The following is a 17645-nucleotide window of genomic DNA, read 5'->3' on the forward strand; positions in this document are numbered from 1 at the left end:
CATTATAGCTTATTTTTATGAATTTTTATGCAACAAGGCAAAGTTCTTTTTGCTTGTTATTCAAACTCTGCCTTAGCTAATTTAACAATGGTTTCTACTACTCCAGAATCTTCGAGCGTTGAAATATCTTGTTTGATTTCTTCACCTCTTGCTATAGTTCTTAAAATTCTTCTCATTATTTTACCACTTCTAGTTTTTGGTAAACCTGGAGTATAAAGAATTTTTTCTATTTTAGCTATAGGTCCTATCTCTACTCTTAAAATGTCATTAAGTTCTTTTAAAGTTTCTATAGCTCCGCCAAGATCACAACTGGATGTAGGACTTAAAACCACAAAAGCAAACAGTGACTCGCCCTTAATCGCATCCAAAATACTCACTACAGCTGATTCTGCTACACTTGGATGTTTAGCAATAGCGCTTTCAATTTCAGCCGTTCCTATACGATGTCCTGCAACATTAACCACATCATCTGTTCTTCCTGTGATGGTAATATAACCATTTTTATCGTAAAAAGCACCATCGCCACTAAAATATACAGCTTTTCCATCTTTTTTAGCTTGAGAAAAATAACTTTCTATATAACGTTCATCATTACCCCAAATTCCACGAATCATCGAAGGCCAGGGTTTAGTTATACAAAGCAATCCATTTTCACCTTCATCTTTTTTATTGCCTTCTTCATCAATAACTTCTGCAAAAATTCCTGGTAAAGGCAAGGTGGCACAACCTGGTTTTAAAGGAGTAGCGCCTGGCAAAGGCGTGATCATATGTCCACCTGTTTCTGTTTGCCACCAAGTATCGACTATAGGACTTTTAGTTCCCCCTATTTCATCATAAAACCACTTCCAAGCACTAGGATTTATAGGCTCTCCAACCGTTCCAAGCACTTCAAGCGTACTTAAATCATATTTTCTTGGCTCATCAGGTGCATCAGCATGAAGCATTCTTATGGCAGTTGGCGAAGTGTAGAATTTGCTTATTTGATACTCTTCTATCATTCTCCACCAACGCCCAGAATTTGGATAAGTAGGAGTCCCTTCATGCATTATAGTCGTTGCTCCACATGCTAAAGGCCCATAAACTACATAAGTATGTCCTGTAATCCAACCCACATCAGCACTACACCAATAATTATCATAATCTTTAATATCAAAAACCCATTCCATAGTCATTTGTGCCCAAAGTATATATCCTGCACTTGCATGCATAACTCCTTTTGGCTTGCCCGTTGATCCTGAAGTGTAAAGCAAAAACAACAAATCCTCGCTATCCATGATTTCGGGTTCACACTTATAAGATTCATTTTTCACAAGTTCGTTATAAACATAGTCCCTTCCTTTAATATATTCTATAGGCTCATTATTGCGTATAACTATAAGTACTTTTTCTACACTTTCACACCCTTCACTTAAAGCCTTATCTACTGCAGGTTTTAACATATAAGGTTTGCCACGACGAAAAGCACCATCAGCCGTTACCACAAGTTTAGCTCCTGCATCTATAATTCTATCTCTTAAGGCTTCAGGAGAAAACCCTCCAAATACCACACTATGAATAGCCCCAATCCTTGCACAAGCTAACATTACTATAGCTGTTTCTGGAATCATAGGCATATAAATTACAACCCTATCGCCTTTTTTTACTCCGAATTTTTTAAGCAAATTGGCTGCCTTGCAAGTTTCATGCAATAATCTTCTATAAGTATAAACTTCATAATCCCCCATTTCACCTTCAAAAATCAAAGCAGCTTTATTGCGTCTTGTTTTCATATGACGATCAAGACATTGATAGCTTACATTTAAAGTTCCACCTTCAAACCATTTATAAAATGGAGCTTTATCCTCGTTTAGCACTCTTGAAAAAGGCGAAAACCACTCGATCTTCTCAAGTGCTTGTCTTTTCCAAAAACCTTCAAAATCTTCTTTAGCTTCATCGCATAAATCATAGTATTCACATAAATTTTTTATACGAGCATTACGAGAAAATTCTTTACTTGGCTTAAAAAGCTCTTGATTATTTTGATTAAGCATAAAAACTCCTTTATGGTTATTTTTAAACATTATATAAGAGTTTATTTATATTAAATACAAATTTAAAAAATAATTAAGATAAATTTTATAAAAAATGGGAATATTTGTAATATTTTATTTAAATTTTATAATGTATGTTAATTTAAGAAACATATTGCATCTTCATAAAAATAAAGACTGAGTTCTTCGTATAATTTTAAATCGAATTTTAAAAATTCTTGTTTTTCTAAAGCAAATTCTAAAATTTTATCCATACAACTTACCCTTATAAAAACATCACTTTTCCTACTTCTAAGTGCTATAATATAACATTTTTCTAAAATAAACTCATAATTATTTTTTGGGATATTTTTAGAATTAAAAAAAGAAATTTTATAAGGATCAATCGCAATTTTACTTGGAGGTTTTTTAAAATCTTTATATTTTTTACAATTACTAAAATCTATAAAATTACAAAATTTCACACCTTGATTTTCTAGCTCAAAAACATTAGTATTTTCAAATTCTAAAATTTCTCCACTGTGTAAATAAAGTTTTTTTTGAGCCAAAGAATCTAAAAAATGTTTATCATGACTTGCGATTAAAAAACCTGTATTGAAATTTTCGTGCATTTTAAGAATAGCTTTTTTAAATAAAAGCGTAGTATTTTTATCCAAAAAAGCACTCGGTTCATCAAGTAAATAATACTTCGCTCTTACGCTTAAAGCTATAGCAAAAGCTATTTTTTGACTTTGTCCTGATGAAAGTTCATTAGGATATTTACTTAAAAGACTTTCATCTAAATTTAAAAACATCAAACTTTCTTTTATGCGTTCTTCGATATCTTCTTTAATCCCATAAGTTTTTAAAGTAAATAAAAAATTTGCCCTTACGCTACGATTTAACAAAATAGGCTCTGGAAAAAGCAAATAAATTTCACGCTTTTGTTTATTATTAAGTTTAAAATTTCCAAAATAAGAAATATTTTTTGAAAAATCTCCTTCTAAAAATTTTAATATTCTTAAAAATGTAGATTTTCCACTTCCATTCGTTCCCATTAAGATGCTAATTTTACTAGTATCAAGTTTTAAATTTTTAATTTTTAAAACTTCTTTGTTTTGATAGTTGAAAAAAAGATTAGAAATTTCTATCATTTTATGTTCTTTTAAGTTTGTGTGTAATGAAATTTAAACAAAAGGCAATGAGAATTAAAACCAAAGCCAAAGCTATACCGCTAGCAAATTCGCCTTTGTTGGTTTCAAGAGAAATAGCTGTGGTTATGGTTCTAGTGTCGTATTTAATATTTCCACCCACTATCATCGCTACTCCTACTTCTGCTACAATGCGTCCATAAACTAGTGCAACGACGCTAATCAAAGCAAAGCGTAATTCATAAATCATCATTAAAACAAGTTTTAAAGGACTTAGGTGAAAAGATTTTATAAGTAAAAAATGTTTTTTATTCATATTTTCTATCAAATTTGAAAAAAGTGCGATCGCTATAGGAAGTGCTAAAATAAACTGCCCTAAAATTAAAGCCTTTATAGTAAAAAGTAGTCCAAATTCTCCCAAAGGTCCTCGACTTGAAATCAGTGCATAAAGTATAAGTCCTACCGCAACTGTTGGAAAAGAAAGGCTAGTATCTATGATAAGTTTTATAAAGCGTTTGAATTTAAAATCAAAAAAGCCCAAGATAAATCCCAAAGGAAAACCTATGAGCAAAGCTAAAACTATAGAAATACTTGAGCTTAAAAGTGTAGTTTTTATAGCTGAAATTACACTTTCATCAGCATTAAAAAGTAAAAATAAAGCTTGTTTAAAACCATCAAAAATATAATCCAAAAATATCCTTTTTAAAATAAGTAATTTTAGCATAATTATGCTAAAATATTTTTTTATGTAAATTTATAAGGAGAAAAAATGAAAAAAATCATTTCTTTAGCTCTTGCTTTAGCTTTAAGTGCAAGTGCAGCAGAACTTAAAATGGCAACCACAACAAGCACTGACAATACAGGACTTTTAGATGCTCTAAAGCCTCTTTATGAACAAGAAAGCGGCAATACCTTAAAATGGGTTGCAGTAGGAACAGGTGCGGCTTTAAAAATGGGTGAAGATTGCAATGCTGATGTACTTTTTGTGCACTCTCCAAAAGCAGAAAAAGAATTTATAAAAAAAGGTTTTGGCGTGGATAGAACCCCTGTGATGTATAATGATTTTATCATCATTGCAGATAAATCAATAGCTTCTAAATTTAAAGGCAAAAATTTAAAAGAAAGTTTAGAGCTTATCAAAAATGAAAAACTCACTTTCATCTCAAGAGGCGATAAATCAGGTACTGATAATAAAGAAAAAAGTCTTTGGAAAGATCTTGGTGGTGTGCCTGAAAAAGAAAACTGGTATCAACAAAGTGGACAAGGTATGCTAGCAAGCATTAAAATCGCTGAAGAAAAAAAAGGTGTGATTTTAACTGATCGTGGCACTTATATCAAATATGAAGCCAGTGAAAAAGGAAATCCAAGTTTAGTCATTGTAAATGAAGGTGATGATAGCCTTAAAAATTTTTATTCTGTTATAGCAACAAATCCTAAGCATTGCAAAAATGTCAATTATACTGAAGCTAAAAAATTTATCAATTGGCTTACAAGTGACGATACTTTAAGTTTTATTAGCGGATTTAAATTGCTCTATAAACCTTTATTCGTAGTTGATGCAAAAACAAGGAAGGATTAAAATTAAGCAGGTTTTAGCCTGCTTAAAATATTATTTTTACTTATTGTAACTTTTTTATTTATTTTTCAATACTTTTAGCTTATTTAAATTTCTTCTTTAGATATAATAAAATCAATAATTAAATATACAAGGTCAAATAATGTTCAAAGTGGATTTAAATAGTGATTTAGGGGAAAGTTTTGGCGCCTATAAAATGGGAATGGATGAAGAAATTTTAAAATTTGTAAGTTCAGTAAATGTCGCTTGTGGCTTTCATGCGGGTGATCCTTGTGTGATGGATAAAACCTTAAATTTAGCCAAGCAAAATGGTGTTTGCATAGGAGCACACCCATCTTATCCTGATCTTTTGGGTTTTGGAAGACGCAATATGCAAATAAGCTTTGAAGAGGCTAAAAACTATGCCTTGTATCAACTAGGAGCTTTATTTGGCTTTGCCAAGGCAAAAGGTATGAAAATACAGCATTTTAAAGCCCATGGTGCACTTTATAATATGGCAGCTATTGATGAAAATTTAGCCTTAGCACTTTGTGAGGCAGTGGCGAGTTTTGATGAAAATATTATTTTTCTAGGGCTTAGTAATTCTGCTATGAATGAAGCGGCTAAGAAAAAAGGTTTAAGATATGCTAATGAAGTTTTTGCAGATCGTGCTTACAATGATGATGGCACTTTAGTTTCAAGAAAATTAGAAGGGGCATTAATACACGATGAAAATTTAGCTATCAAACGCGTGATAAAAATGATAAAAGAAAGCAAAGTTACAAGCATAAATGGCAAAGAAATTGATTTAAAAGCGGATAGCATTTGTGTTCATGGGGATAATGTAAAAGCTTTAGAATTTGTTAAAAAAATCAAAGAAAATTTAGAAAAAGAACAAATTCAAATTTGTGCTTTGGAAAATTTTATATAGGTTTTAGCAATGTTTAGTGTGCATTTTAGCGGAAGCAAGGCTTTGCTTTTACGTTTTGAGCAAGAAATTTCACCTCAAATCAATGCTTATGTTTTAAGTACAGAACAAAGGATACAAAAAGCCCTAAAAGAAGGTGAAATTTATGGTATTGATGAGTTAGTAAGTGCTTATGCAAGCTTGCTTATATATTTTAATCCTTGCGTGCTTTCTTTAAATTCCTTGCTTGATTTTTTGGAAAAAATTAAAAAGGATATTAAACTTACAGAGCAAAACTCGAGTCTTTGCATAGAAGTTCCGCTTTGTTATGATGAAGAATTTGGACTGGATTTAGAATTTGTGTGCAAACACAATCAAATTTCAAAAAAAGAGCTTATATCTCTTCACACTAAGCCTTATTATCTTGTTTTTATGCTAGGTTTTATGGCGGGTTTTCCTTATCTTGGAGGTTTAGACGAAAGGCTTTTTACCCCACGCCTTTCAAGCCCTAGAACAAAAATAGAAGCTGGAAGTGTAGGCATAGCTGATAAGCAAACAGGAGTTTATCCTATATCAAGCCCAGGGGGTTGGCAAATCATTGCTAGAACACCTTTGGAATTTTTTAATAAAGAAGATGAAAAAAATCCCACTCTTTTAAAAGCGAGTATGTTTTTAAAATTTAAAGCCATTTCAAAAGATGAATTTTTTGAGATCCAAGAGCAAGTTGCTAAAAAAGTCTATCAAAAGGAAATTTATGAGTATAAAAATCATTGAAGCATCTATAAATTCAAGTTTGCAAGACTTTGGTAGAAAAAAATTTGCTAAATTTGGCATAGCAAGAAGTGGAGCTATGGATGAAGATGCTTTAAGAATGGCAAATATCTTGCTTGGAAACAAACAAAATGAAGCAGGAATTGAGCTTTGTTTAAAAGGTGGAAAATACGAATTTTTAGATGAGAATTATTTTGTTTTAAGTGGAGCTGAATTTGAGGCAAAGCTTAATAAGGAAAAAATCAAAACTTACAAGGTATATAAAGCAAATAAAGGCGATATTTTAGAACTTGATTTAGCAAAAATAGGTTTTCGTGGATATTTATGCGTAGCGGGTGGCTTTGAAGTAAAAAGCTTTTTAAACTCTAAATCTAGCGATGCTAAAATGGGAGTTGGAATTTTTGAAGGAAGAGCTTTGCGAAAAGATGATATTTTAAATACTCATAATACTTTTATACCTTTTAATTTAGAAACTAGAGAATGTGAAAATCCTCTTTTTAAAGGTTCTAAAGAGCCTATCATACGCGTTATTTTAGGAACAAATGAAGATGCTTTTACTCAAAAAGGCATAGATACTTTTTTAAATACTACTTATAAAGTAGGTTCAAAAAGCGATAGAATGGCAATTTACGCAGAATCTAGTGAAAGTATAGAGCATAAAAACTCAGCAGATATCATCTCAGATCCTGCGGTTTTTGGAAGCATACAAGTGCCAAAAAGTGGTATTCCTATCATTTTAATGGCAGGAAGACAAAGCACAGGAGGTTATACAAAAATAGCCACGGTTATAGAAAATGATCTAAGCTTACTCGCACAAGCTAAGTTAGGCTCTAGCTTTAAATTTCAAAGCATTAGTATGCAAGAAGCTTTAGAGCTTTATAAACAAAGAGAAATGAAATTTAAAGCTATGGATCAAAAAATCAATCTTGATTTTGAAAATTTGATTTAAGCTTTTTTACCATAAATATTGATAAAATATATAGCACCTATAGCCAAGGCACAACCTAACAAGGTAAGTGCATTTGGCACCTCATCTAGTATAAAATAACTACAAATTAAAGCACTAGCAGGAGTGATTAAAACAAAAGAATTTGCCTTAACACTCCCTAAAATGTGAATCCCATAATAATAAATACTAGTACCTATAATAGTTGATAAAAAAGCCACGACAAACATACTGATCCAAAATTTAAATTCAAAATGAAAAATTTCATAACTTTTTACATCAAACAATACCCAAGAAAACATTAAAACAGAAATGAGATTAATATAAAAGTTAATCGCCAAAGGGTGAGCTCCTTTGGCTTTATGATTAAACACTGCTATCAAAGCCCAAATAAAAGAACAAGTTAAAAACAAAATATTAAATTTACCAAATAAATCTTCTAAACTCCCTAAATTTAACAAACAAAATCCAGATAATAAACCTAAAAATAAGCCTAGAATTTCACTCTTTGTGATCTTGTGAGTTGATTTTTTATCTTTTTGAAATAATATTGCTATCATAAATATCAAATAAGAAAAAATAGGAATCATAGTTGTAACCAAAACACCGCCTTTTCCAGCTAAACCATGCTTAATGGCAATAAAAAATACAAAAGTATAAAGCCCATTTAAAATTCCTGCTATCAGCACCCATTTTAAAATAGATTTTTCAAGCCTTAAAGGAATTCTTAAAAAGCCTAATACCATCAAAGAACCTAGCAAAACAAAGAAAAAACGCCAAAAAGTAATCACAGAAGTATCAGCATAAGCTGATAAAATCTTAGAAGTAGGCCAAGATGAGCCCCATAAAAACATAGCTAAAACAAGCAAGATATACAAATACTTTGTTCGAGTCAATGTTACACCTTGAAATTTTTAAGTCAAATTTTTTAAAAAATTTTTTTCAAGTGTAGTTCATACTCGTTTAGATATTTTTCCACTTGAGGATTTTTTACCACATCATTACACATAAAAGTTGGTAAAGCTTTCATACCTATAAATTCATGAGCCTTATGCAAATGCCAATACACCATATCTACACCCTTTCCTTCAAAAAATTCATTTTTATCATTAAAGGCTTCAAGAGGTGCATTCCAAGTGAGAGAAAACATGTATTTTTTACCATGATCTAAACCACCTTTTCCGTAGTTTTTACTAGGATTTTCATGAGTTCTTCCATCATTTTTAAAAAGCACTCCAGCACCCAAACCAAACACTTCATCGATATATTTTTTAACTATCCAAGGCTCGCCCATCCACCAAGCTGGCATTTGATAGATCACAGCATCAGCTTTTATAAATTTTTGTATCTCTTCTTTAGGATCATATCCTTGATCTATGTGAGTTTGATCTACTTCGTATCCTAATGTTTTTAAAATTTCTAAAGCATGATTATGCAATGTCAAATTAAGCTGTCCTTTTGAACTTCCAAATTCTTTAGCACCATTAAGCAAGAGTATATTTTTCATTTTTATCCTTTTTTAAATTTTATGATACAATTATAACTTAGCATAATATCATTTTCAATACAGAAAATAAAGTAAGATACTATACTAAAGGAATGTTAAATGACTAAAGAGAATTCTCAGTGCAATTTCGAAGAATGCGGATTTAACTATACTCTAGCATTAATTAATGGAAAATATAAAATGAGTATTTTATACTGCTTATTTCGCTATGAAATCGTGCGTTATAATGAACTCAAACGCTTTTTAAGCTCCATATCTTTTAAAACTTTAACCCATACCTTAAGAGAATTAGAAAGCGATGGTTTAATCACCAGAAAAGAATACGCTCAAATTCCACCCAAGGTAGAATATAGCTTATCCAAACGCGGACAAAGTTTAATTCCCATTTTACAAGCTATGTGCAAATGGGGCGAGAAAGACAAAAAGGGAAAAAATGCTTGAATTAATTGGCGAACTTTCTTTGCAAAATTATATGGGAGAATGGCTTGAAATGGCTAGAAAACCTGCCTTTTTTCAAAAATCTTGCCTAAATTCAAAGGCAAAATACGAGCTTAAATATAAAAATGGCGTTCCTTATGTAGAAATTGAGAATTTTTGCAGTAAAGAAAATGAAATTTCAAGCATAAAAGGCAAGGCAAAAATCGTTTCAAATAGGCAATTAGCAGTGAGATTTAATATCTTTATGAACCTGTTTAATAAGGTAAATTATGAAATTATTTTTGTTGATAGCGAGTATAAAGTTGCCATTGTGGGTAGTCCTGATAAAAAATATCTTTGGATTTTAGCAAGAAATATAATAGATGAAAAAAGTATAAAAGAGCTTTTAAACATCGCTAAGCAAAGGGAATTTGACATTAGCGATGTGATTTTTGATAAATATTAAATTATTCTTTACTCATATCAATAACATAGCGAAATTTAGCCTTTCCTGAGGTTAGATTTTCATAAGCCTTATCGATTTCATTTGGCTTTATAAGTTCAATCTCTGGATAAATTTGATGCTTTAGTGAAAAATCAAGCATTTCTTGAGTCTCAGCAATTCCGCCTATTAAAGAACCATAAACTTTTTTTCCAGCTTTAAATATAAGTTCTTTTATATTGATATTTATTTCATTTTCTAAAGGAGGAAGTCCAACAATAGCCATTTCTCCACCAAATTTAAGTAATTCTATATATACAACAGGATCATAAGCAGTTGGTATAGTTGAAATAATAAAATCAAATCTTTCTTTTACGATATTTTTATCAGTGCTTGTATAAAATGAACTAACACCCATTGCTAAAGCATCAGCTTTTTTATTTTCATTTCTAGCAAAAACACTTACTTTTGCACCCATTTTAATAGCATATTTTACAGCCATCATACCAAGTCCGCCAAATCCTGTTATAGCAACGCTTGAGCCTTCTTTTATCTTAGAAAATTTTAAAGGCGAGTAAGTGGTAATGCCCGCACAAAGTAAAGGTGCAACCTTATCCATCGGTGCATTTTTTGGCACACAAATGGCAAATTTTTCACTTACAACTATGTTGTTTGAGTAGCCCCCATAAGTGTTTTCATTGCCGTGAAATACATCGCAACTATTGTAAGTAAAGATGGTTTTGCCATTTTCGCAAAACTGCTCTTGCGAGCGTTTGCAAGCATCGCACTCACCACATGAATTTACCATACAACCAACCCCTGCATAATCTCCTACTTTAAATTTACTCACATTTTTACCCACAGCAATCACTTCTCCTGCTATTTCATGCCCAGGCACGCAAGGATAAGTAGCTTCTCCCCACTCGCTTCTTGCGGTGTGAATATCGCTATGACAAATGCCTGCATATAGGATTTTAATCAAAATATCATTATCACCAATAGCGTGGCGGCTAAATTCAAAGGGTGTAAATTTCGCATCCTTGCTAAGCATTGCATAACCTTTACTTGCAATGCGATTGTTTTCTAAAATTTTGTATTGCATTTTTGCTCCTTTTTTGATTTTTTATAATTATAAAACATTAGAGTAGCTATAAGTCAAGAGAGAAAATAATTTTTTAAAAATTAGAAAAATACTTGATATGTTAAAATTTTTTGATTTTTTTAATGTATTTTTTATAATGTTAAAAATCTTTAGAAATTTAAAATATAAAAGAATTTATACCGCCAAAACTACTTCTAAATATAAAGAAATTGTGTGATAAAGGAGCGATTTTAAATGAATGGAATATATAAAATAAAACAAATTTTTATAGCGAAGATTTCTTAGAGCTTTTATTTTCTTATCCTTAAACAAGGATAGAATTTTTAATAAAATATTAAAAATTTATAAAAATTTAATATTTTTAAAGTATATCAAAATGGATAAAAATCATTATTATATAAATATAAAACTTTTAAGATTTTTTTTAAAAGGAATTTTTAGATGCAAAGCGAAAAAAGAATTTTAGAAAAAATTAAAAATATTGCTTTTATTTATAAACAAATTCATCTTATAACACTTGAAGGTTCAAGAGTAAATAAGAAAGCTAAAAAGGATAAATATCAAGATTATGATATTTCATTTTTTCTAAAATCTAAAAATTTGAGAAAATTATTAAACCTAAACAAAAGCAAAGATATCAAAAAAGCAAAATTACCTAAATTTATTAAAAATTTTGGAAAAATTTTATTTTATCAAGCGCCTGAAAGCTTTGAATTCTATAAAGCTGATTTACCTAAAAATTGGGTGAGTTTTTTGGTAATTTTTAAAAATGGAGTGAGAATAGACTTTAAATTTATCCCCTTAAAATCATTGAAACATTATTATAAATTTGAACCTTTAAGCAAAGCGCTTATAGATAAAGATCAAAGATTTAAGAAAACTCAAAATGAGAATGTTTTTTGCATTAAGAAACCAACAGAAAAAGATTTTGATGAAATATGCAATGAGTTTTATTTTACTTTTACAAAATTAGAAAAAGCTCTTTTAAGAAAACAATTTATAATGTCAAATTATTTGTTAAATTCTATGCGTGAAACACTTTTTGATATGCTTAGTTTTAAAGTCGGACTTAAATTTGGTTTTGAAATTTGGCTAGGTAAACAAAATACTGATATTCTAAACTTTTTAAAGCAAAAAGAAATAAAAATTATCTTAAATTCTTTTAATACTACTTCATTTAAACAAATTAAAAAAACAAGAAAAAAGCTTGAAAATTTATTTCACAAAAACACTAAATTTATACAAAAAAGAATGACTTTAAGCTTTTTTCTTATCGAAAAAATGTAAAAAATATTGCAAAATTTTAAGAAAATTTTAAAGTTATTTTATTCTTCTTTAATAGAAACTGCTTTTATTTCGCATTTTTATAGTCTTTAAGTTCTTTTAAACTGATATATTTAAAAATAAGTGCAATTTATACTAAAGTAAATATTTTAATATACTTTGCACTTTAACTTTCCTTTTTTATCAAAAATCTTTATCTAAAACATATTTTTTATCTATTAGAAATGACTTTTTTAGTTTCTTATTTTCTTCTTTTTTGCTTTGTATATAATATACATCTTTTGCATCTGAAAGAATATATAAATCTTTTACTTTTAAACCTTCTTCATTTTCAATAAAGCTGATATTATTATCTAATAATTTATTTTTTACAATTTTATTTTTACTTAGTGTCATTTCTTCTACCTTAAAATTGCCTATTTTCAAATAAGAAGTAATATTTTCATTTAAAAACATAATAGATAAAAATAAGATAATAGTGTTAATCAAAGCAAAAAATTTAAAACTTTTAAAGTCTTTAAAACACAATTGAAGACTAAAAAATATAAAAATAATTAAATAACCAATACCCAGATAAATATAATTAACTTCTTGAGATTTAATGATGATAAAAACACTAATAATAGCAATAGCTATATATATTACAAATATTAACATTGTTTGTGTTGCAAAAATTTCAAAGTTATTTGATGAAATTCTATATTTTTTTCCAAAAAAATATAATGCACCATTTGCAACTATAAATACAATAGCAATAGATATTAATAATAATATATTGGGTTTCTGTAATGTGATAAAAGTGATAATGGATGAAGTGATATAAATTATAAAAGGGATTCTTTTTGGTATTTTAAAATATTGTTTATATAGTTCTCTTGAAAAAGAAAATATTCCCATGTAGAAAAAACTAAAAATTCCTCCAAATAAAACTCCTGTAATTGCCAAAGCAGTTGCCTTTTGGCTATCCAAAAAAGGAATGGTTTTTGTTTGCAAAGAATGTAGAATGAGTATAAAAATAATTATGGAAAATCCAGCCAAAATTGTAACTTGAAATAAATCTTTTGAAGTTTGCAAAATTGATTTTGAAAGTTTAATAAAATCTTTTTTATCTTTTCTTGTCTCATAGCGTTCTTCATATTTTTTAAATTCAACTTTAGAGTTAAACTCAAGCTCTTTTAACTCTAGTTTGGAAATATTTATCATATATAAATCAAAATAAAAATAAATTTCATCTTCTAAATCATCAAATTCTTGGGGATTATTTTTAAATTTTTCATATTCTAAATTTTCAAAAAATAAAATTTCTTTTTTTATCAATTTTTCTAATTTTATATTTATTTCTTTTATATTTTTACAATTTGCAATTTCATAATTGCTTCTTTCCTTTTCAAGCTTTTTTATCAATTCTTGGCATTCTTGTAATCTTTTTTCTTTTATATTCAATAAAGTTTTAAAGTCCATTTTTTAATCCTTTCATTCAATAAAAATGCAACATAAATTTTTAACATAAAAAAATTATAAAGTCAAACTATCTAACACAGCAATTGCATTTAAAGCCTTTGGATAACCGATATATGGAATAAGAGCTGCAATGATATTTAGCAAATCTTTTCTACTTTGCCCCATGTTAAGATTGCCTTGTATGTGAGCTTTTACTTGATTATCTAGCCCACCAAGTGAGATAAGATATACAAGGGTTAAAAGCTCCCTAGTTTTTAGATCAAGTCCCATGCGTGTTAATAATCTCCAAAACAATTCGCACTCAAAAAATCATTTATAAAAGCTTTATCTTCTGGGGTAGATTCTATCATTTTAGTGATATTAGCTTCACCAAAAATAGCATTTTGTATTTCCCTGCCTTTTATTTTGCGATTTTCTTGCGTAGTGGCGTCTTGTGAAGTCAAAGATAAGGCAATATTTAGTTTTTTAAATGCTTTATTACAAAGGCTTAAAAAATCACATACTCTAGCAAAACCCACATAAGGCGTAGCTTGATAAATCACTTCTTTGATGACAATAGGACTTATATCATTCTTGATTGCACCTTGAAGTAAAGCTTTAAACTCTATTTTTCCACCTACTGCTAAAGTAGAAGCAAGGGTGATTAAAAAATATTTTTGTGTATCCAAATTTGCTTTTACAAAACTCTCGCCAAAAGTAAAATTTATGTGATTGATAAAATACTCTTTATCACTTGCAAAAAGTTGATCCTTTTTTGCTCCTCCTAAGAGTTTTTCAAAAATTTCTCTTACTTTTTGTCTTAATTGCATGGTTTTATCCTTTGTGGTTTTTAAAATTTGCGAAAAAAGAACATTTAAAATACTCCAAAAAAAACATAAAAGTTTTTATAAAATTTTTGCGTTTTATTTACAAATTTCTTTACTCTCTTGCTTCTTTTAAGGCGTTTTCATATTCTTCATCGTTTACAAGCTCAAGCCATTCTACATTTTTACCTTCTTTCTCACCCGTAAGCGCTATGTGTGCTCCACTACTTGTATTAGTTGCACCATGAAAATGCTTTACTCCTATAGGACAGCTTATCACATCGCCTTTTTTGGCTATAAAGGCTTTTTGACCTGGAACTTTTGTGATGATTTCACCCTCTGTTACGATTAAGGTTTGTCCTTGAGGATGAGTATGCCATGCACTTCTAGCACTGGCTTCAAATTCAACCAAAGCTCCACTAAAATTTCTCCACTCATTTGATTTAAACATCATAGAAACTTTTACATTTTTGCTAAAAAATTTACTATCACCTTTAAAACTTCCATGAATTCCTTTACTTTCAAGTTCTTGCATTTACACTCCTTTAACAAAACTACATAAAACCATTACAATAAGAAATAAACCAAACTTTTTATTTCCCAACTCTAAGAGCTACTTCACCGGCATACCGATCCCCTTTGATTATTATTTTTTCTAAAATACTCTTTAAATGATTTAATTCTTCTTGAGTAAAATGAGTATTAACAGCATTAATATTTTCTTCTAACCTTCGTAAATTTGTTGTTCCAAAAATAGGCACAATAAATGTTTTTTGCACCAAAACCCAAGCAAGAGCAATTTGTGCTAAAGTAGCATTTTTAGCTTTTGCTATATCTTCTAATGCATAAACTAAATCCAAATTAGCTTTTAAATTCTCGCTTTTAAAACGTGGAACTTGTGATCTAAAGTCATTATTTTCAAAAGTAGAATTTGCATCAAATTTACCTGCTAAAAATCCTTTTCCTAAAGGAGAAAAAGGAACAAAACCTATATTTAATTCTTCCAAAACTTTTAAAAGTTCTTTTTCTGGTTCTCTCCACCATAAAGAATACTCACTTTGAACCGCACTAAGCGGAAATACTGCGTGAGCTTTTTTAATACTTTGCACCCCTGCTTCACTCATACCCCAAGCCTTAATTTTTCCTTCTTTGTAAAACCCGCTCATTAAATTAGCAACTTCTTCAACTGGAACATTTGTATCAACCCTGTGTTGATAATAAAGATCTATACAATCTGTTTGCAAACGCTTCAAACTACCTTCTAAACTTTGTCTGATTTTATTAAGCGTACTATCAACAATTTGCTTAGCACCCTCAATCCTAACGCCAAATTTTGTCGCTAATATCACTTCATTTCTAAAAGGTTTTATTGCTTTGCCTACTAATTCTTCATTAATAAAAGGACCATAAACTTCGGCTGTATCAAAAAAATCAATACCAAGATCCTTTGCCTTATGAATGAGTGTTATCATCTCTTTTTCATCTTTAGCTTCTCCATAACCAAAGCTCATACCCATACAACCAAGTCCTAAGACGCTCACTTCCAAATTTCTTAATTTTCTTTTTTGCATTTGTTTTTCCTTTTTTATTTTTTATTAAAAACTAATAGTTCTTAACTATTAAAAACATTTTTCTATACATGTTAATTAAAAGTATAAAACCTAACATCTGGTGTAAGTCAAGAATAAAATTAAATATTTTTAAATTTTTACTCGTTTTTTTCGTTTAATATAATCTTTACTTAAAGGATTTAGCTCATCTTTATTTTCCATAACCATTTTTTCATAATAATCTATTTTAAAATCAAGTTTTTTTATAATATTCTCCAATTTTTTCATATCCTTTAGTGTTTTTTCTTTTAATTTTAAAATAATCTCTAATCTCTCTTTTGCCGTATCTTTACCCTTAGCACATAAAAAAATATATCTTTTAAGATCCTCGATACTCATGCCAATTTGTCTATAACAATCCACCCAAATCACCCATTCTAAATCTTTTTCACTAAAATAACGCACTCCATTTTTATCTTTTTCCACAAAGGGAAATAAACCTTTATCTAGCCAAAACCTAAGTGTTCTACTAGAAACTCCTGTTTTTCTTTCTACCTCTATGATCGTATAAGCCATTCTAATCCTTTATAAATATAAATTTCATACAATTCAATTTTTAACTAAATATTTTATTATTTTATACTAAATGCTACTTTTTGATATGGTTCTCAATTAATATAATTAAATTTTTAAATTTTCAAGATAAAAATCAAAAAATATTTTATATTTTTTGATAGAATAATACTAGATTTAATTCTAAATTAAAAATAAATACAAAAAAAGGAAAAGAATGAATAGTATAAAAATCAAACTTTCACTTATTGCAAATTTAATTGCAATTTTTGCCTTAATTATTTTAGGTATTGTGAGCTTCTACTTTACAAAACAGTCTTTATATGAAAGTACACTCATTAATCAATCAAACTTGCTTCGAGTTGCACAATCAACGGTTAAAGATTTTAGAACCAAAAATTTATCAACTCTTAATAATTTAGTGCAAGATATTCAAAGTTTACCTATGTCTTCATTAGAAACGCAAGAAGAAATTTTTAATAATGTTGCACCTATACTAAAAAATTATCGCCATAGCTCAGATGCATTAGCTGTTTATATTGGACTAAATAATGGAAATAGTATAGTCAGCCAAAAAGAAAGTGACGATAAGAAAGTAAATGCAATAATTAATGGCAAAGCTAATAATTATGATGCAAGAGAAAGAAAATGGTATCAAGAAGCCTTAAAAACGAATCAGATCTATATTAATCCTGTATACTTAGATCCTGTGAGTAATAAACATGTGCTCACTTATTCTAAAGCTCTTTATAAAGATGGTAAATTTATAGGGGTAGTAGCTGTAGATATACTATCAGAAAATTTACAAGAGGCATTTGCAGCAACTCCTGGAAATACATTTTTATTTGATGGAGAAAATAAAATATTTGCAGCAACCAATAAAGAATTATTAAATCCATCCATTGATCATTCTCCTGTTTTAAATGCATATAAAGCTAACGGAGATTATAATTTTTTCACCTATGGATTAGAAGGACAAGAAAGACTTGGAACTTGTGCCAAAATTTTTACTTATACAGCTTGTATTACCGAAAGCGCTGATATTATAAATGGACCTATTCATAAAGTCGCATTTATTCAAGCTATTGTTGTCATTATTGTGGTTATTATTAGCGTCATTCTCCTTTATTTCATCGTATCAAAATACCTCTCTCCACTTGCAGCTAT

General features: G+C 29.1%; 17 protein-coding genes and 2 pseudogenes. 8 read left to right on the top strand and 11 right to left on the bottom strand.

What is annotated here, in order from left to right:
* Positions 1-56: 56 nt before the first annotated feature.
* The 3 genes from acs to tupB form a co-directional block, all read right to left on the bottom strand.
* Positions 57-2030 (bottom strand): acetate--CoA ligase, encoded by a 1974-nt coding sequence (gene acs, locus AJ881_RS02785; protein WP_070283135.1) that lies wholly within the window; start codon positions 2028-2030, stop codon positions 57-59.
* A gap of 137 nt (positions 2031-2167) precedes the next feature.
* Positions 2168-3163, bottom strand: coding sequence for a tungstate ABC transporter ATP-binding protein TupC (gene tupC / locus AJ881_RS02790; RefSeq protein ID WP_044780401.1), 996 nt, complete (start codon positions 3161-3163; stop codon positions 2168-2170).
* Between the two features lies 1 nt (position 3164).
* Positions 3165-3851 (bottom strand): tungstate ABC transporter permease TupB, encoded by a 687-nt coding sequence (gene tupB, locus AJ881_RS02795; protein WP_070274650.1) that lies wholly within the window; start codon positions 3849-3851, stop codon positions 3165-3167.
* Between the two features lie 78 nt (positions 3852-3929).
* Between tupB and tupA the strand changes: the two genes are divergently transcribed.
* The 4 genes from tupA to AJ881_RS02815 all read left to right on the top strand — a co-directional run bounded on the left by tupA (position 3930) and on the right by AJ881_RS02815 (position 7342).
* Complete coding sequence (tupA, locus tag AJ881_RS02800) at positions 3930-4739, top strand: tungstate ABC transporter substrate-binding protein TupA (RefSeq protein ID WP_044778915.1); 810 nt, start codon at positions 3930-3932, stop codon at positions 4737-4739.
* Positions 4740-4878: 139 nt separating this feature from the next.
* Positions 4879-5646: a LamB/YcsF family protein gene (locus AJ881_RS02805; protein WP_002882426.1), complete on the top strand. Its 768-nt coding sequence runs from the start codon at positions 4879-4881 to the stop codon at positions 5644-5646.
* 9 nt (positions 5647-5655) lie between these two features.
* Positions 5656-6396: a 5-oxoprolinase subunit PxpB gene (gene pxpB / locus AJ881_RS02810; RefSeq protein WP_070283134.1), complete on the top strand. Its 741-nt coding sequence runs from the start codon at positions 5656-5658 to the stop codon at positions 6394-6396.
* The gene (locus AJ881_RS02815) at positions 6377-7342 is read left to right on the top strand and encodes a biotin-dependent carboxyltransferase family protein (protein ID WP_070283133.1); all 966 of its coding nucleotides are present in this window, start codon (positions 6377-6379) and stop codon (positions 7340-7342) included. Before pxpB ends, AJ881_RS02815 begins: the two co-directional genes overlap by 20 nt.
* Here the strand turns inward: AJ881_RS02815 and AJ881_RS02820 are convergent.
* Positions 7339-8235, bottom strand: a complete 897-nt coding sequence (locus AJ881_RS02820; protein WP_002921812.1) for a DMT family transporter — start codon at positions 8233-8235, stop codon at positions 7339-7341. The two genes, AJ881_RS02815 and AJ881_RS02820, sit on opposite strands and share 4 nt — an antisense overlap.
* A gap of 32 nt (positions 8236-8267) precedes the next feature.
* On the bottom strand, positions 8268-8846 hold the full coding sequence (locus AJ881_RS02825) for an NAD(P)H-dependent oxidoreductase (protein ID WP_002867872.1): 579 nt from the start codon (positions 8844-8846) through the stop codon (positions 8268-8270).
* Between the two features lie 99 nt (positions 8847-8945).
* On the opposite strand from AJ881_RS02825, the pseudogene rrpA reads away from it, so the two are divergent.
* Positions 8946-9292, top strand: a pseudogene (gene rrpA / locus AJ881_RS02830) (MarR family transcription factor RrpA).
* Positions 9280-9729, top strand: a complete 450-nt coding sequence (locus tag AJ881_RS02835) for a lipocalin family protein (protein WP_070283132.1) — start codon at positions 9280-9282, stop codon at positions 9727-9729. Before rrpA ends, AJ881_RS02835 begins: the two are co-directional and overlap by 13 nt.
* 1 nt (position 9730) lies before the next feature.
* Here AJ881_RS02835 and AJ881_RS02840 read toward each other — a convergent pair whose 3' ends face one another.
* Positions 9731-10807 carry an NAD(P)-dependent alcohol dehydrogenase gene (locus tag AJ881_RS02840; RefSeq protein ID WP_070283131.1) on the bottom strand — a complete coding sequence of 359 codons (1077 nt, stop codon included), beginning with the start codon at positions 10805-10807 and terminating at the stop codon, positions 9731-9733.
* Positions 10808-11248: 441 nt separating this feature from the next.
* On the opposite strand from AJ881_RS02840, the gene AJ881_RS02845 reads away from it, so the two are divergent.
* Positions 11249-12094: an aminoglycoside 6-adenylyltransferase gene (locus AJ881_RS02845; protein ID WP_261660178.1), complete on the top strand. Its 846-nt coding sequence runs from the start codon at positions 11249-11251 to the stop codon at positions 12092-12094.
* A 180-nt stretch (positions 12095-12274) separates the two neighbouring features.
* Here AJ881_RS02845 and AJ881_RS02850 read toward each other — a convergent pair whose 3' ends face one another.
* The 5 genes and pseudogenes from AJ881_RS02850 to AJ881_RS02870 form a co-directional block, all read right to left on the bottom strand.
* Positions 12275-13552, bottom strand: a complete 1278-nt coding sequence (locus AJ881_RS02850; protein ID WP_070283130.1) for a hypothetical protein — start codon at positions 13550-13552, stop codon at positions 12275-12277.
* A 54-nt stretch (positions 13553-13606) separates the two neighbouring features.
* Positions 13607-14361: pseudogene (locus tag AJ881_RS02855) on the bottom strand (carboxymuconolactone decarboxylase family protein).
* Positions 14362-14470: 109 nt separating this feature from the next.
* Positions 14471-14890 carry a cupin domain-containing protein gene (locus AJ881_RS02860; protein WP_070283129.1) on the bottom strand — a complete coding sequence of 140 codons (420 nt, stop codon included), beginning with the start codon at positions 14888-14890 and terminating at the stop codon, positions 14471-14473.
* A 58-nt stretch (positions 14891-14948) separates the two neighbouring features.
* Positions 14949-15926, bottom strand: coding sequence for an aldo/keto reductase (locus tag AJ881_RS02865; RefSeq protein ID WP_070283128.1), 978 nt, complete (start codon positions 15924-15926; stop codon positions 14949-14951).
* A gap of 129 nt (positions 15927-16055) precedes the next feature.
* Positions 16056-16481: a MerR family transcriptional regulator gene (locus AJ881_RS02870; RefSeq protein ID WP_052858453.1), complete on the bottom strand. Its 426-nt coding sequence runs from the start codon at positions 16479-16481 to the stop codon at positions 16056-16058.
* Positions 16482-16695: 214 nt separating this feature from the next.
* On the opposite strand from AJ881_RS02870, the gene AJ881_RS02875 reads away from it, so the two are divergent.
* The coding region (locus AJ881_RS02875) for a cache domain-containing protein (protein ID WP_222550988.1) at positions 16696-17645 on the top strand (950 nt) is incomplete at its 3' end.

The sequence above is a fragment of the Campylobacter sp. BCW_6460 genome (genome assembly GCF_001762705.1).
GTDB lineage: Bacteria > Campylobacterota > Campylobacteria > Campylobacterales > Campylobacteraceae > Campylobacter_D > Campylobacter_D jejuni.